Origin of the sequence: Dokdonella sp. (assembly GCF_017744955.1) — a bacterium.
Taxonomy (GTDB): domain Bacteria; phylum Pseudomonadota; class Gammaproteobacteria; order Xanthomonadales; family Rhodanobacteraceae; genus Dokdonella_A.
On the sequence record NZ_JAGIAG010000018.1, the window covers coordinates 159046 to 182055 of the forward strand.

19 protein-coding genes are annotated in these 23010 nt (G+C 69.0%); 1 reads left to right on the top strand and 18 read right to left on the bottom strand.

The window, feature by feature from the left end; all coding sequences use genetic code 11:
- Window positions 1–48 precede the first annotated feature (48 nt).
- The 3 genes from J7520_RS19265 to J7520_RS19275 form a co-directional block, all read right to left on the bottom strand.
- The gene (locus J7520_RS19265) at window positions 49–1023 is read right to left on the bottom strand and encodes a Nudix family hydrolase (protein WP_291192021.1); all 975 of its coding nucleotides are present in this window, start codon (window positions 1021–1023) and stop codon (window positions 49–51) included.
- Window positions 1024–1033: 10 nt separating this feature from the next.
- Window positions 1034–3790, bottom strand: a complete 2757-nt coding sequence (gene secA, locus J7520_RS19270) for a preprotein translocase subunit SecA (RefSeq protein ID WP_291192023.1) — start codon at window positions 3788–3790, stop codon at window positions 1034–1036.
- A gap of 405 nt (window positions 3791–4195) precedes the next feature.
- Window positions 4196–5137 carry a M23 family metallopeptidase gene (locus tag J7520_RS19275; RefSeq protein ID WP_291192025.1) on the bottom strand — a complete coding sequence of 314 codons (942 nt, stop codon included), beginning with the start codon at window positions 5135–5137 and terminating at the stop codon, window positions 4196–4198.
- A gap of 2 nt (window positions 5138–5139) precedes the next feature.
- On the opposite strand from J7520_RS19275, the gene J7520_RS19280 reads away from it, so the two are divergent.
- Window positions 5140–5631, top strand: a complete 492-nt coding sequence (locus tag J7520_RS19280) for a DciA family protein (protein ID WP_291192027.1) — start codon at window positions 5140–5142, stop codon at window positions 5629–5631.
- A 240-nt stretch (window positions 5632–5871) separates the two neighbouring features.
- On the opposite strand, the gene lpxC is transcribed toward J7520_RS19280, so the two are convergent.
- From lpxC to mraZ, 15 genes are all read right to left on the bottom strand, one after another.
- Window positions 5872–6783: a UDP-3-O-acyl-N-acetylglucosamine deacetylase gene (gene lpxC, locus J7520_RS19285; RefSeq protein WP_291192029.1), complete on the bottom strand. Its 912-nt coding sequence runs from the start codon at window positions 6781–6783 to the stop codon at window positions 5872–5874.
- Window positions 6784–7091: 308 nt separating this feature from the next.
- Window positions 7092–8276, bottom strand: coding sequence for a cell division protein FtsZ (gene ftsZ, locus J7520_RS19290; protein WP_291192031.1), 1185 nt, complete (start codon window positions 8274–8276; stop codon window positions 7092–7094).
- Window positions 8277–8461: 185 nt separating this feature from the next.
- Window positions 8462–9694: a cell division protein FtsA gene (ftsA, locus tag J7520_RS19295; protein WP_291192033.1), complete on the bottom strand. Its 1233-nt coding sequence runs from the start codon at window positions 9692–9694 to the stop codon at window positions 8462–8464.
- A complete protein-coding gene (locus J7520_RS19300) occupies window positions 9691–10596 on the bottom strand; it encodes a cell division protein FtsQ/DivIB (protein WP_291192035.1) in 906 nt (301 codons plus the stop codon). Before J7520_RS19300 ends, ftsA begins: the two co-directional genes overlap by 4 nt.
- Complete coding sequence (locus J7520_RS19305; protein ID WP_291192037.1) at window positions 10593–11576, bottom strand: D-alanine--D-alanine ligase; 984 nt, start codon at window positions 11574–11576, stop codon at window positions 10593–10595. Before J7520_RS19305 ends, J7520_RS19300 begins: the two co-directional genes overlap by 4 nt.
- Entirely contained in the window at window positions 11576–13015 is a 1440-nt protein-coding gene (gene murC, locus J7520_RS19310) for a UDP-N-acetylmuramate--L-alanine ligase (protein ID WP_291192038.1), read from the bottom strand. Before murC ends, J7520_RS19305 begins: the two co-directional genes overlap by 1 nt.
- On the bottom strand, window positions 13012–14097 hold the full coding sequence (murG, locus tag J7520_RS19315; RefSeq protein WP_291192040.1) for an undecaprenyldiphospho-muramoylpentapeptide beta-N-acetylglucosaminyltransferase: 1086 nt from the start codon (window positions 14095–14097) through the stop codon (window positions 13012–13014). The genes murC and murG overlap by 4 nt, the downstream gene beginning before the upstream one ends.
- Window positions 14094–15320, bottom strand: a complete 1227-nt coding sequence (gene ftsW / locus J7520_RS19320; RefSeq protein ID WP_291192042.1) for a putative lipid II flippase FtsW — start codon at window positions 15318–15320, stop codon at window positions 14094–14096. Before ftsW ends, murG begins: the two co-directional genes overlap by 4 nt.
- Window positions 15321–15322: 2 nt before the next feature.
- Window positions 15323–16405, bottom strand: coding sequence for a phospho-N-acetylmuramoyl-pentapeptide-transferase (mraY, locus tag J7520_RS19325; protein WP_291192044.1), 1083 nt, complete (start codon window positions 16403–16405; stop codon window positions 15323–15325).
- Complete coding sequence (murF, locus tag J7520_RS19330; RefSeq protein ID WP_291192046.1) at window positions 16395–17771, bottom strand: UDP-N-acetylmuramoyl-tripeptide--D-alanyl-D-alanine ligase; 1377 nt, start codon at window positions 17769–17771, stop codon at window positions 16395–16397. The genes mraY and murF overlap by 11 nt, the downstream gene beginning before the upstream one ends.
- Entirely contained in the window at window positions 17765–19261 is a 1497-nt protein-coding gene (locus tag J7520_RS19335) for a UDP-N-acetylmuramoyl-L-alanyl-D-glutamate--2,6-diaminopimelate ligase (protein ID WP_291192048.1), read from the bottom strand. Before J7520_RS19335 ends, murF begins: the two co-directional genes overlap by 7 nt.
- Entirely contained in the window at window positions 19258–21036 is a 1779-nt protein-coding gene (locus J7520_RS19340; protein ID WP_291192050.1) for a penicillin-binding protein 2, read from the bottom strand. Before J7520_RS19340 ends, J7520_RS19335 begins: the two co-directional genes overlap by 4 nt.
- Window positions 21033–21305, bottom strand: a complete 273-nt coding sequence (ftsL, locus tag J7520_RS19345) for a cell division protein FtsL (RefSeq protein WP_291192052.1) — start codon at window positions 21303–21305, stop codon at window positions 21033–21035. The genes J7520_RS19340 and ftsL overlap by 4 nt, the downstream gene beginning before the upstream one ends.
- Window positions 21302–22258 (bottom strand): 16S rRNA (cytosine(1402)-N(4))-methyltransferase RsmH, encoded by a 957-nt coding sequence (gene rsmH / locus J7520_RS19350; protein WP_291192271.1) that lies wholly within the window; start codon window positions 22256–22258, stop codon window positions 21302–21304. Before rsmH ends, ftsL begins: the two co-directional genes overlap by 4 nt.
- Window positions 22255–22701, bottom strand: coding sequence for a division/cell wall cluster transcriptional repressor MraZ (gene mraZ / locus J7520_RS19355; protein WP_291192054.1), 447 nt, complete (start codon window positions 22699–22701; stop codon window positions 22255–22257). Before mraZ ends, rsmH begins: the two co-directional genes overlap by 4 nt.
- Between the last annotated feature and the right edge of the window lie 309 nt (window positions 22702–23010).

Sequence of the window (23010 nt, forward strand, 5' to 3'; positions counted from 1 at the left end):
TGAAAATCCGTTCACCTCGGCGCGCTCGATGCGTGCCGCGGCGACGCCTCAGACGTCCCACAGGGCCCGAATGGCCGCGATTCCCTGCGCGCCGCTGACCTGCGCGGCGTCGACGTCGTCGATTTCCATGCCACCGAGCGCGTAGACGGGCAGCGTCGTCGCTTCGACGAGCTCGGCGAAGCCCTCCCAACCCAGCGTCGGCGCGTCTTCGTGGCTCGGCGTGGGAAATACCGGACCCAGGGTTGCGAAATCCGCGCCGATGCGCACGGCCTGCGCCAGCTCGCCGGCATCGTGGCAGGACACGCCGACCCACCGATCCGCCGGCAGCGGACGCTGGGTCAACGTCGCCGCGATCGCCGCCGGCAGATGCACGCCGTCGAGGCCGAGCACGGCGGCAAGTTTCCAGTCGCCGTTCAACAGCAGCTGTGCGCCGTAGTCGCGGCACAGATTGCGCGCTGTGCGCGCGACGCGCGCCAGGCGGTCGCTCGGCCAGCCCGGCAGACGCAGCTGGATCAGCCGTACGCCCTTGCGGCAGGCGCGCTCGATGCCGCGCACGACGGTGTCGGTCTCCTCCGGCGGCAGCGGCGGCGTGATCAGATAACGGTCGGACAGACGCAACGCCGTCACGGCGGGACGATCGGCCGGCGGCATCTCGATGCGCGCGAGATCCTCGACCTCGGCCCAGGCCAGCTTCTGGTTTTCGCGCGCGAGCACGATGCCCGAGTGCGACGAGACCTGCCACACGTCGAGCAGGATGCGCTGCTCCGGGTAGGCGTGCGGAACCGCGATCAGCGGCCGCGCGGACTCGACGACGACGCCGAGCTCCTCGCGCAATTCGCGTGCGAGCGCGTCGATCGGCAGCTCGCCGTCCTCGCACTTGCCGCCCGGAAATTCCCACAGCCCGGCCAGGTGCTTGCCCGCGGGGCGCTGCGCGATCAGCACGCGCCCCTGGCTGTCGCGCAGAACTCCGGCGACGACGTGGATCCGCTTCGACTCCTGCGCGAATCCCGAATCCGGAATCACGAACCCCGGCTCAGGTCAGCTTGCCGTGACACTGCTTGTATTTCTTTCCGGAACCGCAGGGACACGGATCGTTGCGGCCGACCTTCGGCGCCTCGCGATGCACCGGCTGCTGCGCCGACGGCGCGAAGTCCTCCGCGCCGGCTTCCGCCGCCGCTTCGCCGGCGGCGAAACCGGCCGCTTCGGCGTGCTGGAACTGCATCGCACGCGCCTGCGCTTCGGCCTGACGGCGCTGCTGTGCCTCCATCGCCTCGACCTCGTCCTCGCTGCGGATGCGCACGCGCGCGAGCAGCTGCACGATCTCGTGCTTGATGCGGCCGAGCATGCCTTCGAACAGCTCGAACGCCTCGCGCTTGAACTCCTGCTTCGGCTGCTTCTGCGCATAGCCGCGCAGATAGATGCCCTGGCGCAGGTAATCCATGCTGGCGAGGTGCTCCTTCCAGCCGTTGTCGAGCACCGACAGCATCACGTGCTTCTCCAGCCCGCGCATGACTTCCGAGCCGAGCATCGCTTCCTTCTCGCGGAACAGGCGATCGACGCTTTCGAGCACGTATTCGAGCACGCCGCCGGCGTCGACTTCACTCTGCCCTTCGAGCCAGAACTTCAGGTCCAGCTTGAGTCCGAATTCCGACTCGAGTTCGCGCTCGAGCCCGGCGATGTTCCATTGCTCGTCGACCGAGTCGGCCGGCACGTAGCGGCGCACGAGATCGGTGACCACGTCCTGACGCACGCTGACGATGGTCTCGCCGACGTCCTCGCTGTCGAGCAGTTCGTTGCGCTGCTGGTAGATGACCTTGCGCTGGTCGTTGGCGGTGTCGTCGAACTCGAGCAGGTGCTTGCGGATGTCGAAGTTGTGCGCCTCGACCTTGCGCTGCGCCTTCTCGATCTGGCGGCTGACCATCTTGTCCTGGATCGCGTCGTCTTCCTTCATGCCGAACATGCGCATCAGGCGCGCGACGCCTTCGCCCATGAAGATGCGGATCAGGTTGTCTTCCAGCGACAGGTAGAACCGGCTCGAACCCGGGTCGCCCTGACGTCCGGAGCGACCGCGCAGCTGGTTGTCGATACGGCGCGACTCGTGCCGCTCGGTGCCGATGATGCGCAGGCCGCCGAGCGCCAGGACTTCGTCGTGGCGCCGCTGCCATTCGGCCTTGACGCGGTCGCGCTCGCTCTGCGGCGCGTCCTCGCCGAGCGCGTGCAGCTCGGCTTCGAGACTGCCGCCGAGCACGATGTCGGTACCGCGGCCGGCCATGTTGGTGGCGATCGTGATCGCCTTCGACCGCCCGGCCTGGGCCACGATGTGCGCCTCGCGCTCGTGCTGTTTGGCGTTCAGCACCTCGTGCGGCACGCCCTGCTTTCTGAGCAGGCCGGAGATCAGTTCGGACATCTCGATCGACGCTGTGCCGACCAGCACCGGCTGGCCGCGCTCGTAGGATTCCTTGATGTCCTCGACGATCGCGTCGAACTTCGGCTGCTGCTTCAGGAAGACGACGTCGGCTTCGTCCTTGCGCACCATCGGCCGATGCGTCGGGATCACCACGACCTCGAGGCCGTAGATCTGCTGGAACTCGTAGGCTTCGGTGTCGGCCGTACCGGTCATGCCGGCCAGCTTCTTGTACATGCGGAACAGGTTCTGGAACGTGATCGACGCCAGCGTCTGGTTCTCGCGCTGGATCGGCACGCCTTCCTTCGCCTCGACCGCCTGGTGCAGACCGTCGGACCAGCGCCGGCCGGCCAGCGTGCGGCCGGTGAATTCGTCGACGATGATCACCTCGCCGTCGCGCACGATGTAGTCGACGTCGCGCTGGTACAGCGCGTGCGCGCGCAAGGCGGCATTCAAGTGATGCACGACCGCGATGTGCTGCGAGTCGTACAGGCCTTCGTCCTCGCCGAGGATGCCGGCTTCGCGCAGCAGGTCTTCGGCGTGCTGCATGCCCTCTTCGGACAGGTGCACCTGCTTCTGCTTCTCGTCGACGTAGTAGTCGCCCGGCACCGGCGGCTCGCCCATCTTCGGCTCGCTCGCCTGCCGGGTCAGGCGCGGCACGACGCGGTTGACCTTGACGTAGAGCTGCGGCGATTCGTCGGAGGGACCGGAGATGATCAGCGGCGTGCGCGCCTCGTCGATCAGGATCGAGTCCACCTCGTCGACGATCGCGTAGTTGAGGCCGCGCTGGTAGCGCTGTTCCTTCGACAGCGCCATGTTGTCGCGCAGATAGTCGAAGCCGAACTCGTTGTTGGTGCCGTAGGTGATGTCGGCGGCGTAGGCGCCGCGCTTGTCGCCGTGATCCATGTTCGGATAGACCACGCCGACGGACATGCCGAGGAAGTTGTACAGCCTGCCCATCCAGGCGGAGTCGCGCTTGGCCAGGTAGTCGTTGACGGTGACGACGTGGACGCCCTTGCCTTCCAGCGCGTTCAAGTACACCGGCAGCGTGCCGACCAGAGTCTTGCCCTCGCCGGTGCGCATCTCGGCGATCTTGCCCGAGTGCAGCACCATGCCGCCGATCATCTGCACGTCGTAGTGGCGCAGGCCGAGCACGCGGCGCGAAGCCTCGCGCACGACGGCGAATGCTTCCGGCAGCAGGCTGTCGAGCGTCGCGCCGGCGGCCAGGCGCTGGCGGAATTCGTCGGTCTTGCCTCGCAGCTCGTCGTCCGACAGCGCCTCCATCTTCGGTTCGAGCGCATTGATCTGGGCGACGGTCTTGCCGAGTTGGCGCAGCACGCGTTCGTTGCGGCTACCGAAAATGCGCGTCAGGAAACTGTTCAGCATGGATGGTCTTCGACGATGAGTGCAGGGAACGCGCCGGATGCGGCGCGGTAGATGGATCCGGCCCGCCGAGTCTTGCGGCGATCGGCCCGCGAAAAGCACCGAACCCGCGATGATACGGCCTCAGGCCGGCCCAATACAGAGCCAGCTTTGTGCCGCGGGTTCCGCTTTCAAGGCATTTGGGCGACGGGGCCGTCCCGGAGAAACCTGGGAATCGCGGCCGGAGACGGCCACGAGCGGACCTTCAGGGACACCGCTCCCGCAGCCGCCACCTCGGCGGCCCGAATGAATCGCCTGGTTTCCCACGGCGCGGCCCCGCATGACCGCGGATTGGACCACCGCACGCGGTCTTCGTGACCCGCGGTCATCCTGCCCGCAGGGGCAGCGCGCCTGAAGGCGCGCGCCCCCTCAGGCGCGCGTGACGCGCTGGGATTTCACGTAGATCAGCGGATTGACCGCGCGCCCGTTCAGCCAGACCTCGAAATGGCAATGCGGACCGGTCGAACGGCCGGTCGAGCCGACCTTGGCGATCGTCTGCCCGGCGTGCACGCGCGTGCCGGCCTCGGCCACGTTCACGGAGTTGTGCGCGTAGCGCGTCATGTAGCCGTTGCCGTGGTCGATCTCGACCACGTTGCCGTAGCCGCTGCGCTGGCCCGACCAGGTCACCACGCCGTCGGCGACCGCGTTGATGTTGGAGCCGAGCGGCGCGTCGAAGTCGAGTCCGAGATGCGTACCGGCATGGCCGTCGAGCGGATCGGTGCGCGCGCCGAAGCCGGAAGAGATGTAGCCCTGCGCCACCGGCATGCCGCTCGGCAGCAGCGCGTTGTCGATCTTGCGGTCGCGCAGCAGGTTCTCCAGCACGCCGAGCTGGGCTTCCTGGCGGTCGAACTCGGCACGCAGGCCGTCGACGCCGTTCTGGATCGGCAGCGAGGTCGCGACCAGGCTGACCGAGTCCTCCGGGCCGCCCATCGCCGGGGCGCTGGAGAAGTCGAACTCGCCGTCGTCGAGCTTGCCGACCTCGGTCAGGCGTTCACCGAGCGCGTTCAGACGGGTGGCCTGCGCCTGCAGGCGGCCGAGCTGCACCGCCAGCGCGTCGAGGCTGCGGTGCGAATCGTTGTCGAGATTGGCCAGCTGCTCGCGCTGGTGAGCCAGGGTCGCGCGCAGATCGGCCAGTTCGTGCGCCGCCGGACCGTACGAGCCGCCGAGCGCCACGCCCACGCCGAAACCGAGTGCGACCAGGCAAAACGCACAACCGGCGCCGACCGCCAGCGCCAGCAGGCGGATGCGCCGGCTGCCGAGATCGATGCGGCGTGGTGCCGAGTGCGCATTGCCGACGATAATGATGTTCATAGTTGCAGACGCTTCAGTTCGTATTCGTCATGTCGCCACGTCGCAATCCTCTCCAGGTCTCCGCGGTCGGCCCGAAGCCGGCAGCGGAGTGCATCGCACTCGACACGCTCGCGGATCGCGCGCGTGCGCTGGATGCGCTGGACGAGAAACTGCGCCTCCTGTTGCCCGCTGCGGTCGCTCGCGAGACTCGTCTCGCGGACGTACGCAACGGACGCATCGTCTTTCTGGCGTCCAATCCGACCTGGGCCAGCCGTCTCAGGCTGTATCAAGCAGCCCTGTTGGCCGAAGCCCGTACCGCACTCGGCGGTAGCGTCGAACGTTTCGCCGTGAAAGTGGCGCCCTTGCCGGCCGTTCCACCGGAACCGGCAAAGCCGAAACCGCTTTCTGCCGCCACCGCCCGACACTTGCGAGCGGCAGCGAAAGCCCTTCCCGACCCGGAACTCCAGGCCCTCTATCTACAACTGGCGTCCATCGCCGCTGATGATTCCAACTAGGAGCCGGGGCGGCCCCTGTTCCCCGCAACGGACTTCCTGGCGGAAGCCGATTCTTCTTCTTGTCGGGCCGGGCGTCGTGCCAGGGCCTGTTCGGCGGACGCTTTGCGTTCCGGCCGCCGCGAACGTCGCCGCTCGCGGAAACCCGGCGCGCTTCCTGCGCCGGGGAAAACTTACCGTTTCAATACCGCTTCCCGCCGTCATCCCGGCCCGCACCGGAATGCAGCATCGCTTGTTCTTGTTTCAGATCGCCTGCGCCGGGTGGGCGTAGGAAATCGGCGCCTCGCGTTCGTCCTCGAAGCTGACTTCTTCCCAAGCCGTCTTGTCCACCAGCAAGGTGCGCAGCAGCTTGTTGTTCAGCTCGTGACCCGACTTGTAGCCGTAGAACGCGCCGATCAGGCTGTGTCCGAGCAGGTACAGATCGCCGATCGCGTCGAGGATCTTGTGCTTGACGAATTCGTCCTCGTAACGCAGGCCGTCCTCGTTCAGGACACGGTAGTCGTCGAGCACGATCGCGTTGTCCATCGAACCGCCGAGCGCGAGGTTCTTCTCGCGCAGCATCTCGATGTCGCGCATGAAGCCGAACGTGCGCGCACGCGAGACTTCCTTGACGAACGAGGTCGTCGAGAAGTCGATCTCGCTGGTCGAGGAGCGCTTGGTGAACATCGGATGGTTGAAGTCGATCGAGAAGCCGACCTTGAAGCCGTCGAACGGCTCGAAGCGGGCCCACTTGTCGCCGTCGCGGACGGTGACCGACTTCTTGATGCGGATGAACCGCTTCGCCTTGGCCTGCTCTTCGATGCCCGCCGACTGCAGCAGGAACACGAACGGGCCGGAGCTGCCGTCCATGATCGGCACTTCCGGCGCCGAGAGGTCGACGTAGGCGTTGTCGATGCCGAGGCCGGCCATCGCGGAGAGCAGATGCTCGATCGTGGCGATACGGACATCGCCCTTGACCAACGTGGTCGAGAGGCGGGTGTCGCCTACGTTCTCGCAGCTGGAACGGATTTCGACTGGGTTTGGAAGGTCTACGCGGCGAAACACGATACCCGTGTCCACCGCCGCTGGACGCAAGGTCATATAGACCTTCTCGCCGGTATGAAGACCTACGCCCGTCGCTCTGATGATGTTTTTGAGCGTGCGCTGTCTGATCATTTTTATGCGTTAACCCCTGGGGCAGGGCTGACAAAACGCGGAGGAGACTAGCACAGCGAACTTGTGGAGAAAAGTTAAGCGATGTATGGAACCGACAGAATGTCGCTTTTTAGCAACATTCTGCCGGTCCGTTCCGCACGAAATCCTCACTCTTCCTTGACGTCGACGAAACCCGCCGTCGCGACGCCACGCGACAGCGGAACCGGGATCCGGCGATGCGCAATGCGCGTCGCCGGTCTCGCATCGACGTCCCCTCGGAAGGCGGACGGCGCGGATTTTTCAGGATGGGAAGTGCAACGATTCGCCCATCAATCCGCCTGTCGACGCAGGAAAGCCGGAATGTCGAGGTAGTCGCTCGGTGCTTCCGGAGCCGCCGCCGGCGCCGGGTGGTCGAGTGCCGTCGCGCGCATCGGCTGCCCCGGAATGCCGAGGTAGTCGACCTCGCCGGTGGTCGCGTTGCGCACGACGCGCATCTGCGGACGCGTCTGCACGCTCATCTCGCGCTCGCGCGGCTCGCGCAGCGGCTGGCGGGCGACGGCCCGGTTCAAGCCGGTGGCGACCACGGTCACGCGCACCTCGTCCTTCAGCTCCGGATCGAGCGCGGTGCCGACCACCACGGTCGCGTCCTCGCTGGCGAACTCGTGGATGACCTGGCCGATGTCGTCGAACTCGCGCATGGTCAGGTTCGGTCCGGCCGTCACATTGACCAGGATGCCGCAGGCGCCGGCGAGGTTGACGTCGTCCAGCAGCGGGTTGTTGATCGCCGCCTCGGCCGCCGCCACCGCGCGGTCGTCGCCCTTGGCCGTGCCCGAGCCCATCATCGCCATGCCCATCTCGGACATGACCGTGCGCACGTCGGCGAAGTCGACGTTGATCAGGCCCGGACGGGTGATCAGGTCGGCGATGCCCTGCACCGCGCCGAGCAGCACGTCGTTGGCCTGCTTGAACGCCGACAGCAGCGTCACGTCGCGACCGAGCACGGTGAGCAGCTTCTCGTTCGGCACGGTGATCAGCGAATCGCAGTACTGGCCGAGGTCCTCGATGCCCTTCAGCGCGACCTGCATGCGCCGGCGGCCCTCGAACGGGAACGGCTTGGTCACCACCGCCACGGTCAGGATGCCGAGCTCCTTGGCCAGCTGCGCGACGACCGGCGCCGCGCCGGTGCCGGTGCCGCCGCCCATGCCGCAGGTGATGAACGCCATGTCGGCGCCCTGCAGCAGCTCGACGATGCGCTCGCGGTCTTCCAGCGCCGCCTGGCGGCCGACTTCCGGATTCGCGCCGGCACCCAGGCCCTTGGTCACGTTCGCGCCGAGCTGAAGCGTGAATTTCGCGCCGCTCGACTTCAGCGCCTGCGCATCGGTGTTGGCGCAGACGAAATCCACGCCGTCGACACCGGCCTGGACCATATGGCTGACCGCATTGCCACCGCCACCGCCGACGCCGACCACCTTGATGACAGCATTCGGTGCCATTCTTTCTACGAGTTCGAACATTTTCCCATCCTCCGCAAGTGAATTGCCGTGTGTCTTATCGTTCCCGGATCCGTGACCTTCCCGGTCCGGTCCGTCCGACGCCGGCTGGCGTGCCGGCGTCCTGCGACCGTTTCGGTCGCCTCGCTGCGCTCCTGCGCAACGGTTTCGACATCCCTCGCCCGCGAGCGGGAGAGGGCGCTGAAGCCCTAGAACTCGCCCTTGAACCAGGTCGAAACCCGGTTCCACAAACCGCCGACCGCCGACGTGCCGGCCGGCGCCGCGCGCGCGCCGTCGCGGCGGCTGCCGTAGATCAGCAATCCGACGCCGGTCGACTGCATCGGACTGGCGACCACGTCGGCGAGGCCGGTCACGTGCTGCGGCGTACCCAGCCGCACCGGCATGTGGAACAGCTCCTCGGCGAGGTCGAGCGCGCCTTCCATGCGCGCCGCGCCGCCGGTCAGCACGATGCCGGCGCGCACCAGCTCCTCGCGCCCGCTGCGGCGCAGGTCGGCCTGCACCATCTCGAAGATTTCCTCGTAGCGCGGCTGCACCGCCTCGGCCAGGTTCTGCCGCGCCAGGCGACGCGGCGGGCGATCGCCGACGCTCGGCACCTGGATCGTCTCCTCGGCGTGCGCGAGCTGCGCCAGCGCGCAGGCATAGCGCACCTTCAGCTCCTCGGCGTGCGCCGTCGGCGTGCGCATCAGGTGCGCGATGTCGGAAGTCACCTGGTCGCCACCGATCGCCAGCGAGGTCGTGTGGCGCAGCGCGCCGCCGGTGTAGATCGCGATGTCGGTGGTGCCGGCGCCGATGTCGACCATGCACACGCCCAGCTCGCGCTCGTCCTCGGTCAGCACCGCGCGCGCCGAGGCGACCGCGGCCGGCAGCAGCTCGTCGACCTGCAGGCCGCAGCGATTGATGCACTTGGTGATGTTCTGGATCGCGCTGGCCGCGCCGGTGACCAGGTGCACGTTGGCCTCCAGCCGCACGCCGGACATGCCGACCGGATGGCGGATGCCCTCCTGGCCGTCGATCAGGTACTCCTGCGACTCGCGGTAGAGCACGCTGCGATCGGCCGGAATGGCGATCGCGCAGGCCGAGTTCAGCACCGCGTCGAGGTCGTTGGCGCTGACCTCGCGGTCGCGGATCGGCGCGGTGCCGTGCGAGTTCTCGTCCTTGATGTGGCTGCCGGCGATCGAGGCGTAGACCGAGCGGATCTGGCAGCCGGCCATCAGCTCGGCTTCCTCGATCGCGCGCTGGATCGAATGCACGGTGGAGTCGATGTCGACCACCACGCCGCGCTTGAGCCCGTGCGCCGGGTGCGAGCCGATGCCGATGATCTCGACCGCCTCGCCCGGGGCGTGCTCGCCGACGATCGCGACGATCTTCGAGGTGCCGACGTCGAGGCCGACGATGAGGTTCTTTTCGCTCTTGCGGTTCATGACAAAGCCGGGATTCGGGATTCGGGATTCGGGATTCGGAACGGCCGGAGATCGGGAATCGAGTCTTGGAAGTCGGCGGCAGCGTGCGAACGTGTGCGCACCGATGGGCGATCCGCGCCGTGCAGGAGCGCTTGCGGATTGGCGGTCGGCTGCCCTTCCGCATGTCCGGCTCCCGGCTCCCGACTCCCGGCCGGCGGCGTCGGCGGTGCCGGGTCCGACCAGCGCACGACGAAGCCGTTCTCGTAGCGCAGATCGACGTACACCGGCGGTGTCGGCTTGGAACCGGCCAGGTTCGGCCAGACGTCGAGGAAGCGCGCCAGGCGCCGCTTGGCGTCGTCGCGGCCGATCTCGATCACCGCACCGGTCGCCAGCTCGAGCTTCCAGCCGCCACGCGGCGACAGCGCGACCGCGGCGATCGCCAGACCGCTGCCGGAAAACTCCTTCAGGCTTTCGGCGTAGAACTGCAGCACGTCGCCGACGCGCTCGTCCGGCCCGGCCAGCCGCGGCAGGCCCTGCACGCCGCCGGCGCCGGTGACGCTGAAGATCTCGCCGCGGCGGTTGAGCAGGCGTTCCTCGCCCCAGCGCGCGTACGGCTGCTGCTCGTAGACGATCAGGTCGACCGCGTCCGGCCAGCGCTTGCGCGCCTCGACGCGCTCGACCCACGGCAGCTTGGCCACCGCGGCGCGGATCTGGTCGAGGTCGATCGCGAAGAAGCCCTTCCCGAGCAGCGGCTGCGCCGCGGCGCGGATCTGCTCGGCGCTGACGTGGTTGAACTCGGCGCGCACCGCGAGCCGGTCGACCGGCCAGCGCTCGCTCGCGAACCAGCCGTTCAGCACGCCGACGATCGGCAGCGCGACCAGCGTCAGCGCGATGCCCCAGGCGAGCAGCTTGGCGACGTTCACGGCACGCCCCGCTCGCGCTCGAAACTGGTCTCGAGCACCTTCCAGCACAAGGTTTCGAAATCGATGCCGAGCGCGCGCGCCGCCTTCGGCACCAGCGAGTGGCTGGTCATGCCCGGCGCGGTATTGACTTCGAGCAGGTAGTTGCGCCCGGCGCGGTCGCGCATGACGTCGACGCGGCCCCAGCCCGAGCAGCCCAGCGCGTCGAACGCGGCCAGCGCCAGCGCGCGCATTTCCTCTTCCGCCGCGCCGTCGAGGCCGGGGCAGACGTATTCGGTGTCCTCGGCGATATACTTCGCGTTGTAGTCGTAGTACTCGCCCTTCGGCACGATGCGGATCGTCGGCAGGGCCCGGCCGTCGAGAATGCCGACGGTGTACTCGCCGCCTTCGATCAGCGTCTCCATCAGGAGGTCGCCGGGATAACGGCGCGCCAGCGCGACGGCGGCGTCGAGGTCCTTTTCCTCGAACACGCGCGTGACGCCGACGCTGGAGCCTTCCCAGGCCGGCTTCACGATCAGCGGGAAACCGATCTCGCGCGCCGCGGCGTGGACGGCCTCCGCGCTCGAGCCGGCATCGGCGCCGTGCGCCAGCGCCTTGAAGCGCGGCGTCGGCAGGCCGAGCGAGAGCCACACCTGCTTGGCGCGCACCTTGTCCATCGCCAGCGCCGAACCGAGCACGCCGGAACCGGTGTACGGCACGCGCAGCGCCTGCAGCGCGCCCTGCAGCTCGCCGTTCTCGCCGGCGCCGCCGTGCAGGATGTTGAACACGCGCGCGTAGTGGCCGGCACGGAGCGCGTCGAGCAGGGCCGGGATGCCGTCCACCGCGTGCGCGTCGACGCCCTTCGCGCGCAGCGCGTCGAGCACGTTGCGGCCGGAGTTCAGCGACACCTCGCGCTCGGCCGACTGGCCGCCCATGACGACGGCGACGCGGCCGAACTGGCCGGGATTGGTGATCGCTGATTCGCGATTTGCGGAAGCGGACATCAGATGGCCTTGGATTTCAGTTGGCCGGCCGCGGCGAGTTCGGTCGCGGCCGCGCCGATGTCGCCGGCGCCGAGCAGCAGCAGCAGGTCGCCGTCGGCGAGCAGCGGCGGCAGCGCCGCGGCGAGGTCGCGCGGGTGCTCGACCAGCACCGGATCGACCTTGCCGCGCGCGCGCACCGCGCGCGCCAGCGCGCGGCCGTCGGCGTTGGCGATCGGCGCCTCGCCGGCGGGATAGACCTCGGTCAGCACCAGCACGTCGACTTCGGCCAGCACGTTGGCGAAGTCGTCGAGCAGATCGCGCGTGCGCGAGTAGCGATGCGGCTGGAACGCGACCACCAGGCGCCGCTCCGGCCAGCCCGCGCGCGCGGCGGCGAACACCGCGGCGAGTTCGCGCGGGTGATGGCCGTAGTCGTCGACGAGCAGCGCCTTGCCGCGATCGAGCGCGAGTTCGCCGCGCATCTGGAAGCGGCGGCCGACGCCCTCGAACTTCGCCAGCGCCGCCTGCATCGCCTCCGGCGTGACGCCGAGCTGCCAGCCCACCGCGCAGGCGGCGAGCGCGTTCAACACGTTGTGGCGTCCCGGCAGGTTCAGCCGCACCGGCACGACCGGGCCGCCGTCGGGCAGATGCAGGGTGAACTCGGTCGCGCGGCCGCTCTGGCGCAGGTCGCTGGCGCGCAGGTCGGCGGCCGTGTCGATGCCGTAGGTCAGCACGCGGCGCGGCGTCTCCCGCGCCAGCGCGGCGACTTCGGCGTCGTCGGCGCAGAGCACGGCCACGCCGTAGAACGGCAGCCGGTGCAGGAAGTCGGCGAAGGCCTTCTTGACCCGCTCGAAGTCGCCGTCGTAGTTCTCCAGGTGATCGGCGTCGATGTTGGTGACGATCGCCACCACCGGCGACAGCAGCAGGAACGAGCCGTCCGACTCGTCGGCCTCGGCGACCAGGTACTCGCCGGTGCCCAGGCGGGCATTGGCGCCGGCGGCGATCAGCTGTCCGCCGATGACGAAGGTCGGATCGAGACCGGCCTCGGCCAGCACGCTGGCGGTCAGGCTGGTGGTGGTGGTCTTGCCGTGCGTGCCGGCCACCGCGATGCCGCGGCGGAAGCGCATCAGCTCGCCGAGCATCTCGGCGCGCGGCACGATCGGGATGCGCCGCTCGCGCGCCGCGAGCAACTCGGCGTTGTCCGGCTTGATCGCGCTGGACACGACCAGCACGTCGGCGTCGGCCACGTTCGCGGCCGCGTGGCCGCGGTCGATGCGCGCGCCGAGGTCGGCCAGGCGGCGCGTAGTCGCGTTGTCGGCCTTGTCCGACCCGGAGACCGAGTAGCCGAGATTGCACAGCACCTCGGCGATGCCGCTCATGCCGACGCCGCCGATGCCGACGAAATGCACGCGGCGGAAGTCCTGCATGATGTCGCCGTGGCGGGCCACGCGTGCCGGAGTCATGCCGCCACCTCCAGGCAGACGTCGGCGATGCGCCGCGTCGCCTCCGGCTTGGCCAGCGTGCGCGCGGCGGTCGCCATCGCGAGCAGCGTGGAGCGATCGGCGATCCGGTCGAACGCGGTGCCCAGGCGCTTGACGAAATCCTCGCCCTCGGCGACCAGTTCGGCGGCGCCGGCCGCGACCAGTGCCTCGGCGTTCCTGGTCTGGTGATCGTCGACCGCGTGCGGATACGGCACCAGCAGCGCCGGCACACCGGCGGCGGCGAGTTCGGCGATGGTCAGCGCGCCGGCGCGGCAGATCGCCAGATCCGCCTCGGCGTACGCCGCCGCCATGTCGTCGACAAAGGACAGCACCTCGGCCTCGACGCCGGCGGCCGCGTAGGCGGCGCGCGTCTTCTCGACGTGCTTCTCACCGCACTGATGCGTGACCTGCAACGCGACGCGCGTTCCGCGACGGCGCAGCATCTCGGGCATCTGCGCGTTCAGGCTCGCCGCGCCCTGGCTGCCGCCGAGCACGAGCACGCGCAGCGCGCCTTCGCGCACGGCGTAGCGCTCGGCCGGCGCCGGCAGCGCGGCGATCGGCGCGCGCACCGGGTTGCCGACCCACTCGGCGTTCGCGAACACGTCGGCGAAACCGGTCAGCACGCGCTGCGCGAAACGCGCGAGCAGGCGGTTGGTGAGACCGGGAATGCGGTTCTGTTCATGCACGACCAGCGGAATGCGCGCGAGCCGCGCCGCGATGCCGCCCGGCGCGGCGACGTAACCGCCCATCGACAGCACGCTGCGCGGCGCGTGGCGCTTCAGCACCGCGCGCGCGGCGCGCACCGCGGCGAACAGGCGCAGCGGCGTGCGCAGCGCGGTCGCCAGCCCCTTGCCGCGCAGGCCGCCGATCGACAGCGTTTCCAGCGCGACGCCGTGCTGCGGCACCAGCCGCGTTTCCAGTCCGCCGTGCGCGCCGAGCCAGATCACCGGCACCTGGCGCGCGGCGAGCTCGGCCGCGACCGCGAGGCCCGGAAAGATGTGTCCGCCGGTGCCGCCGGCCATGATCAGCACCGGACGATCCACGTTGGCCGGAGGCGCCGTCATCGACGCTCCCCGGTCAGCGTGCGCACGTCGACGAGCTGGCGCTCGGCGATCGCCTGCATCATCGCGTTCTCGGCGCGGCTGACCTCGTAGCTGACGCGGATCAGGAGGCCGATCATCGCGCAGGTCATCATCACGCTCGATCCGCCGGAACTGATCAGCGGCAGCGTCAGGCCCTTGGTCGGCAGCACGCCGAGGTTCACGCCGATCGACACCAGCGCCTGCAGCGCGATCATCAGCGAGAGACCGAACGCGACGTAGCCGGCGAAACGCATGTTGCGCTCGACCGCACGCAGGCCGAGCACGAAACCGCGGCCGACCAGCCAGCCGAACAGGCCGAGCACGAGCACGATGCCGACGAGGCCGAGTTCCTCGGCGATCACGGCGAGGATGAAGTCGGTGTGCGCTTCCGGCAGGTAGAACAGCTTCTGCACCGAGGCGCCGAGGCCGACGCCGAACCACTCGCCGCGGCCGATCGCGATCAGCGCCTGGGTCAGCTGGAAGCCGTCCTTGAACGGATCGGCCCAGGGATCGAGGAACGAGGTCAGGCGCTTGACGCGGTAGTCCGAGGTCATCGCCGCCCAGGCGATCACCGGCAGCAGCGGGATCGACAGGTAGACCAGATTGCGCATGCGCGCGCCGCCGAGCCAGATCATGCCGACGGTGACCGCGATCATCAGCGCGGACGAGCCGAAGTCCGGCTGCGCCAGCAGCAGCAGCACCAGCAGGCCGGCGATGCCGACCGGCTTGACCACGCCGAACAGGCTCGACTGCAGGTTCTCGCGATGGCGCACCAGATAGCTCGCCATGTACACGACCAGCAGGATCTTCACTGCCTCGACCGACTGGAAGCCGAGAAAGCCGAGCCGGATCCAGCGCCGCGCGCCGTTCACGCGCACGCCGATGATCGGCACGAAGACGAGCAGCAGCAGCACGATGCCGAGCAGGAGCAGGACGCCGGCGTGACGTTCGAGCCAGCCGAGTTCGGTGCGCGCCGCGACGATGCAGGCGGCCAGCCCGAGCGCGAGGAAGATCAGGTGCCGGGTGACGAAGTAGAACTCGCCGATGTGCTGGCCGTCGGCGATCGCGATCGAGCTCGAAGCGACCATCACCACGCCGACGCTGGCCAGCGCCAGCGCGGCCAGGATCAGGCTGAGGTCGTACTGCCCTTTCGCCTCGCTGCGGCGCGTGGCCTGGGATTCGGCGTTGTAGTTGAAGAGCAGCATCGTCAGCGCACCTTCAACGTGGCGAGGCCGATCAGCACCAGCACGACGCTGATGATCCAGAAGCGCACGATCACCCGCGATTCCGGCCAGCCCTTCAACTCGAAGTGGTGGTGGATCGGCGCCATGCGGAAGATGCGTTTCCCGGTCAGCTTGAAGCTGGCCACCTGCAGCATCACCGACACCGTCTCCATCACGAACACGCCGCCCATGATCAGCAGCACGATTTCCTGCCGCACGATCACCGCCAGCGTGCCGAGCGCGGCGCCGATCGCCAGCGCGCCGACGTCGCCCATGAACACCTGCGCCGGATAGGCGTTGAACCAGAGGAAGCCGAGGCCGGCCCCGGCCAGCGCGCCGCAGTAGATCGCCAGCTCGCCCGCGCCGGGAATCGACGGAATGCCGAGGTATTCGGAGAACTTCGCGTTGCCGGCGAGATAGGCGAACGCGCCGAGTGCGGTCACCACCAGCACGCTCGGCATGATGGCCAGGCCGTCGAGGCCGTCGGTCAGGTTCACCGCGTTGGAGAAGCCGGTGATCATGAAGTACGCCAGCGGCACGAACAGCAGGCCGAGCGGAATCGCCACCTGCTTGAACAACGGCAGGAACAAGGCGGTTTCCGCCGGCGTCTGCGCGGTCTTGTACAGCGCGATCGCCACGACCAGCGCGAACAGCGACTGCCAGAAATACTTCCAGCGCGCCGCCAGGCCGCGGCTGTCCTTCAGCACGATCTTCTTGTAGTCGTCGTAGAAACCGATCGCGCCGAACGCGAACGTCACGCCGAGCACCAACCAGACATAGCGGCTGGACAGATCCATCCACAGCAAGGTCGCGATGCCGACCGCGATCAGGATCAAGGCGCCGCCCATCGTCGGCGTGCCGGCCTTGGCCAGATGCGACTGCGGACCGTCGTTGCGCACCACCTGGCCGGCCTTCAGCGCGGCCAGCTTGCGGATCACCGCCGGACCGACCAGCAGCGAGAACGCCAGCGCGGTCAGCGTCGACATGATCGTGCGGAAGGTCAGGTACTGAAAGAGGTGGAAGCCGCTGACGTAGCCCTTCAGCAGGTCGGCAAGTTCAAGCAGCATGGCGTGCGCCTCCGTTGCCGTTCGCGTCGTCGACCAGCGCGTGCACCACGCGGTCCATCGCCGACGAGCGCGAGCCCTTCACCAGGGCGGTGACGCCGGCGCGCAGTTCGCCGCGCAGCGCCTCGATCAGCGCCGATTGATCTTCGTAATGAGTGGCACCGTCGCCGAACGCCTCGACCGCAGCGCGGCTGAGACGGCCTACGCCGAGCAGGCGCTGGATGCCGGCGCGCTTGGCCAGCGCGCCGGTTTCGGCGTGCAGGCGCTCGGCGTCCGCGCCGAGTTCGGCCATGTCGCCCATCACCAGCACGCGCTGGCCCGGCTCGGCGGCCAGCGTCGCGATGGCTGCGGCGAACGAGCCGGGATTGGCGTTGTAGCTGTCGTCGACGACCACCGCACCGGATGCGTGCGCGCGGCGCAGCAGCCGGCCGGCCACGTTCGGAGCGGCTTCGAGGCCCGCCTTGATCGTCGCCACCGGTACGCCGAGTGCGAGCGCCGCCGCGGTCGCGCCGAGCGCGTTCATGACGTTGTGGCGCCCCGGCAGCGGCAGCGCGACGTCGACGTTGCCGCCCGGCGTCAGCAGGCGGAAGTGGCCGTCGACCGGCGCATCCGGCTCCAGCGCCGCGCTGACGTCCGCGCGCCGCAGCAGACCGTAGCGGATCACGCGGCGCGGCGCGGCGAGCAGGGCGAAGTATTCGGCGAAGGCGTCGTCGGCATTGACGACGGCGACGCCGTCGGCCGGCAGCGCGCGGTAGATCGCCCCTTTGGTTTCGGCGACGCCCTGCAGCGACCCCATGCGCTCGAGATGCGCCGCGGCCACATTGTTGACCAGCGCGACGTCCGGCTGCGCGATGCGTGCCAGGTAGGCGATGTCGCCCGGCTTGCCGGCGCCCATCTCGAGCACGGCGTATTCGCTGTCGGCCGGCATCGCCAGCAGGGTCAGCGGCAGGCCGATCTCGTTGTTGAAGTTGCCGGCGTTGACGTGGGTGCGGCCGTGCTTGCCGAGGATCGAGGCGAGCAGGGTCTTCACCGTGGTCTTGCCGTTCGACCCGGTGATGCCGACGACGCGCGCCTGCCGCTGCAGGCGCAGCGCGCGCGCGACGTCGCCGAGCGCGATCAGACTGTCGGCGACGACGACCTGCGGCAGGTCGACGTCCAGCTCGCGCATCACGAGCAGCGCCGCGGCGCCTTGCTCGCGCGCGGTCGCGGCGAAGTCGTGCGCGTCGTAGCGCTCGCCCTTCAGCGCGACGAACAGCGCGCCCGGCCCGAGCGTGCGCGTGTCGGTCGAGACGTTCGACACGACGACGTCGGCGCCGCGCAGGCGGCCGCCGCTCCACTTCGCCACGTCGGAAAGGCGCAGGTTCACCATGCGCGCATCTCCAGCACGCGGCGCGCGACGGCGAGGTCGTCGAACGGCTGCTTGCGGCCGGCGATCTCCTGGTACGGCTCGTGGCCCTTGCCGGCGATCAGCACGACGTCGCCCGGCCGGGCGGCGGCGATCGCCAGCGAGATCGCGCCGGCGCGGTCGCGTTCGATGGTCGCTTCCTGCGGACGCGCCAGGCCGGCGACGATCTGCGCGACGATCGCGTCGCCGTCCTCGCCACGCGGGTTGTCGTCGGTGACGACGATGCGGTCGGCCAGCGCCTCGGCGATCGCGCCCATCTGCGGGCGCTTACCGGCGTCGCGCTCGCCGCCGCAACCGAACACGCAGATCAGGTGCCCGGAGCAATGCGCGCGCAGCGAGGTCAGCGCCTGTTCGAGCGCGTCCGGCGTGTGCGCGTAATCGATCACGACCAGCGGCTGCGCGTCGCCGCCGAGGCGGTTCATGCGGCCGGCGACCGGTTCGAGCGCGGCCAGCGCCGCGCGGATCTGCGCGAACGAGAAACCGAGCTGACCGAGGCAGGCCGCCACCGCGAGCAGGTTGGAAACGTTGAAGCGGCCGAGCAGGCGCGTGGCGACCTCGCCCTCGCCCCACGGCGTGGTCAGATGGAACATGAGGCCGTCGGCGCCGGTCTCGATCCCGCGCCCGATCACTTCCGCCTCGTCGCGCTCGATGCCGTAACGCAAGAGACGGGTGCCTTCGCCGACGGTCGACACCAGGGCGCGGCCGAACGCGTCGTCGACGTTGACGATCGCCGCTCCGAGGCCAGGCCAGGCGAACAGGCGCTGCTTGGCCGCGCCGTAGGCGTCCATCGTGCCGTGGTAGTCGAGATGATCGCGCGTCAGATTGGTGAACACGGCCAGATCGAACGCGACCGCGTTGACGCGGCCCTGGTCCAGCGCGTGCGAGGAGACTTCCATCGCGACGTGCGTGGCGCCTTCGTCGCGGAAACCGGCGAGCAGGCCGTGCACGGCGATCACGTCCGGCGTGGTGCGCTCGCCTTCGCGGATCGCGCCGTACGGACCGGCGCCGAGCGTACCGATGGTGGCGACGCTGCGACCGGCGCCGTGCAGCGCCTGCGCCAGCAGCTGCACCGTCGAGGTCTTGCCGTTGGTGCCGGTCACGCCGATCACCTGCAGCGCATGCGAGGGTTCGCCGAACCAGTGCGAGGCGATCGCGCCGAGTTCTCCGCGCAGATGCTCGACCCACACGACCGGGGCCCCACCCGCTTCACCGATTTCCGATTCCCGATCCGCGATTCCCGCATCCTCGGCCAGCACCGCCACGGCGCCCCGCTCGACCGCCGCCGGCGCGAACGCGATGCCGTGCGCGGCCGTGCCCCGCAGCGCGACGAAGGCGTCGCCCGGCTGCACGCGGCGCGAGTCGAGCGCGAGACCATGCACGAGAATGTCGCCGGCCGCACCGGGTTCGGCACGGCCTTGCAGCAGTTCGCGCAGGGAGATCGGCGGGCGGCTCATTCCTGCGGCACCCCGTCGTCGATGGTCGACATTTCTTCCGTACCGTCCGGCGCCTTGCGCGGTGCTTCGATCTTGCGGGCGGCTTCTGGCGCGGCGGCGTACCAGTTCTGAACGTTGTCGGGCGGCACGTCGAGCAGGCGCACGGCGCCGTCCATGACCCGGCCGAACACCGGCGCCGCGACCAGGGCGCCGTAGAACGCGCCCTGCGGTTCGCGGATCACGACCATGCCGACCAGACGCGGATTGCTGGCCGGGATCATGCCGGCGAACAGCGAGGAGTATTTTTTCTGGTAGCCGCCGCCGACCGCGGTGCGCGCGGTGCCGGTCTTCCCGGCGACGCGGTAGTTGGTCACGCGCGCCTTGACCGCGCCGCCGCCGCCGGGCGCGACGATGACCGTCTCCAGCATCGCGCGCAGGTTCGCCGCGATCTGCGGATCGACCACCGTGCGCTCGGGATTCTGCGCACCCTTGACGAAGGTCGGCGAGCGCAGGCGTCCGTCGTTGGCGAGCGCGGCATAGGCCTGCGCCACCTGCAGTGGCGTCGCGTTGAGACCGTAGCCGTAGGCCAGGGTCGCCTGCTCGACCGGACCCCAGGCCTTGGGGATCGGCAGATACCCCGGCGACTCGCCCGGAAAGCCGCTGCCGGTGACCTCGCCGAAACCGAAGCGGTGGAACACGTCGTACATGTGGTCGCGCGACATCGAGCCGGCGATCTTGGCCGCGCCGACGTTGCTCGAATAGGTGATCACGCCGGTGACGTCGATCAGCCCCTTGTTGTGCACGTCGCTGATCGTGTGGCCGTACAGCGTGTAGGTGCCCGGGCGCGTGTCGACCGGCGTGTGGATCTTCCACTTGCCGGTTTCCAGCGCGGCCGAGATCGTGAACGCCTTCATCGTCGAGCCGGGCTCGACCACGTCGGTGACAGCGCGGTTGCGCCGGTAGGACGGATCGACGTTGGTGCGCGCGTTCGGATTGAACGACGGCTGGTTGACCATCGCGAGGATCTCGCCGGTCGGCACGTCGAGGATCACCATCGAACCGGAGGTGGCGTGATGCTCGGCCAGCGCGGCCTTCAGCTCGCGATAGGCGAGGTACTGGATGCGGCGGTCGATCGACAGCGTCAGGTCGCGGCCAGCCTGCGCTTCGCGCACCAGCTCGACGTTCTCGACCTCGTGGCCCTTGCGGTCGCGGATCACGCGCTTGACGCCGGGCTTGCCGGCGAGCCAGTCGTCGAAGGCGAGTTCCAGGCCTTCCTGGCCGCGGTCGTCGATGTTGGTGTAGCCGAGCGCGTGGCCGAACACCTCGCCGCTCGGGTAGTAGCGCTTGAACTCGCGCTGGCTGGCGACGCCGGGGATGTCGAGCCTGAGGATCGCCTGCGCGTCGTCGGGATTGAGATGACGCTTGAGGTAGATGAATTCCTTGTCCGAGCGCTCGACCAGCTTCTGCTTCAGCGCCTCCTCGTCGAGACCGGCCGCCTTGGCCAGCTCCGGGATGCGGTCGGCGTGCTCGAGCACTTCCGGCGGATTGGCCCAGATCGAGTCGACCGGCGTCGACACCGCCAGCGGCTCGCCGTTGCGGTCGAAGATGGTGCCGCGCGAGACCGGGATGGCGAGGTCGCGCAGGTAACGCGCGTCGCCCTGCTCCTGGTAGAAGTCCTTGCGCACGACCTGCAGGTCGACGGCGCGCACGACCAGCGCGCTCGAGGCGAGCCCGAGCATGCCGAGCACCACGTACAGGCGCGAACGCGTGGCGACGGGTTTCGTGCGCGGATTCATCGCTTGATCACCACCGTGTCCGCCGGCCCTGGCGAGACCATGCCGAGCTTGCCGCGCGCGATCTGCTCGATGCGGTTGTTCTCGGCCCAGGTCGCCTGCTCCAGCTGCAGGCGGCCGAATTCGAAGTTCAGGTCGTCGCGCTCGTTGCCGAGCCGGCTCAGCTCGACGAAAAGCGAGCGGCTCTGCTGGCGCGTGTGCACCACGGCGAGCGCGCTCGCCAGGGTCGCCAGCAGCAGGATCAGCAGCACCACGGCACCGGCGATCTTCATGCGCGCACCTCCCCGGCGGCGGTCCGCTCGGCGATGCGCAGCACCGCGCTGCGCGCGCGCGGATTGGCGGCCAGTTCCGCCTCGTCGGCGAACTGCGCCTTGCCGACCGCGACCAGCGCCGGCGGAGCGGCTTCCGGCAGCGGCAGACCGCGCCGCACCGGGCGCGCGACTTCGCCGCGGATGAACTGCTTGACCGCGCGGTCCTCCAGCGAATGGAAACTGATCACCGCCAGCCTGCCGCCGACCTTGAGCGCGTCGCGCGCAGCCGCGAGGCCGCGCTCCAGCGCGCCGAGTTCGTCGTTGACCTCGATGCGCAGCGCCTGGAACGTGCGCGTGGCGGGGTGCTTGTGGCGTTCGCGGTGGCCGATGGTCCTGGCGACGAGGTCGGCGAGTTCGCGCGTCGTCGTCAGCGGGCGACTGCGCCTGGTTTCCACGATTGCCCGCGCGATGCGTCGGCTCATCCTCTCCTCGCCGTAGCGCCACAAGACATCGGCGATCTCCTTCTCGTCCGCCGCTGCCAACCATTCCGCCGCGCTCGGACCCCGCGTCGGGTCCATGCGCATGTCCAGCGGACCCTCGCCCTGGAAACTGAAACCGCGGGCCGGATCGTCGAGCTGCGGCGAAGACACGCCGAGGTCGAGCAAGACGCCGTCCAGCCCCGCCGCGGTTTCCTCCCACGCCGCGAGCTCGGAAAAGTTCGCGTGGCGGATCCGCACTCGCGCGTCCGCGCCGAAATCGCGCCCCGCGTTCGCGATCGCTTCCGGATCGCGGTCCATCAACAGCAGGCGGCCGTGCTCCCCGAGCCTCGCCAGCACTTCGCGCGCATGCCCGCCGCGTCCGAAGGTGCCGTCGAGATAGGTTCCCTCCGCCTTCACGCGCAGGCCCTCCAGAACCTGCGCCAACATCACCGGCACGTGCCGAAGCGGCGTGGCGCTCGTGCGAGCGTCCGTCACAACTTCAGCTCGGCCATGTCCTCCGTGATCTGGTCTTCTCCGATCGTTTCGCGGATCTTGGCCAGATGTGCCTGCTCGCCCCACAGCTCGAAGCGGTCGCCCATGCCGAGCAGCACGGCGCGCTTCTCGATGCCAGTCGCGGCGCGCTGGCTCGCCGGCAGCAGAATGCGGCCGTTGCCGTCGGGCTCGACATGCGCCGCAGCGCCGACCAGCTTCATCTGCAGGATGCGATGCGCCGACTTGGTCTTCGACAGAGCGTTGACCTGGTCGCGCAACTCCTCCCACGCGTTCTCGGGCGTGATCCAGAGACAGCCGTGTTCGAACGGGTTGTAGGTGACGACGAGGCGGTTCGCGCTGGCCTTCGCGACGAGCTCGCGATAAGCGGCCGGAATCGCGATCCGACCCTTGTCATCCAGCGTGATGGCGGTCTCGCCCTGGAACATATTCCACGAATCACCACAGAAAACCACTAAAGCCCACATTAGGACTCAAGCTATGGTCTGTCAAGGAAAATTCGGGGCAAATTTCTGACTGTGGGCAAGCATTTGTGACGTGTTAACACCGTGCGAAAACGCTCACTCCTGAGAACCTTCTGAGGAGTGATCCACAAGGTATTGATAGAAGTGAAAACACCCTCGATCCAGTAGGGGATTTCTACACAAATTCCGGCGTCGAGCCGCCTCACGGCCGAGCGCCGACGAGGCGCATGAGGAAGCGAGCCTTCGCGAAGAGCACGATGGAAGCCGCGAGCG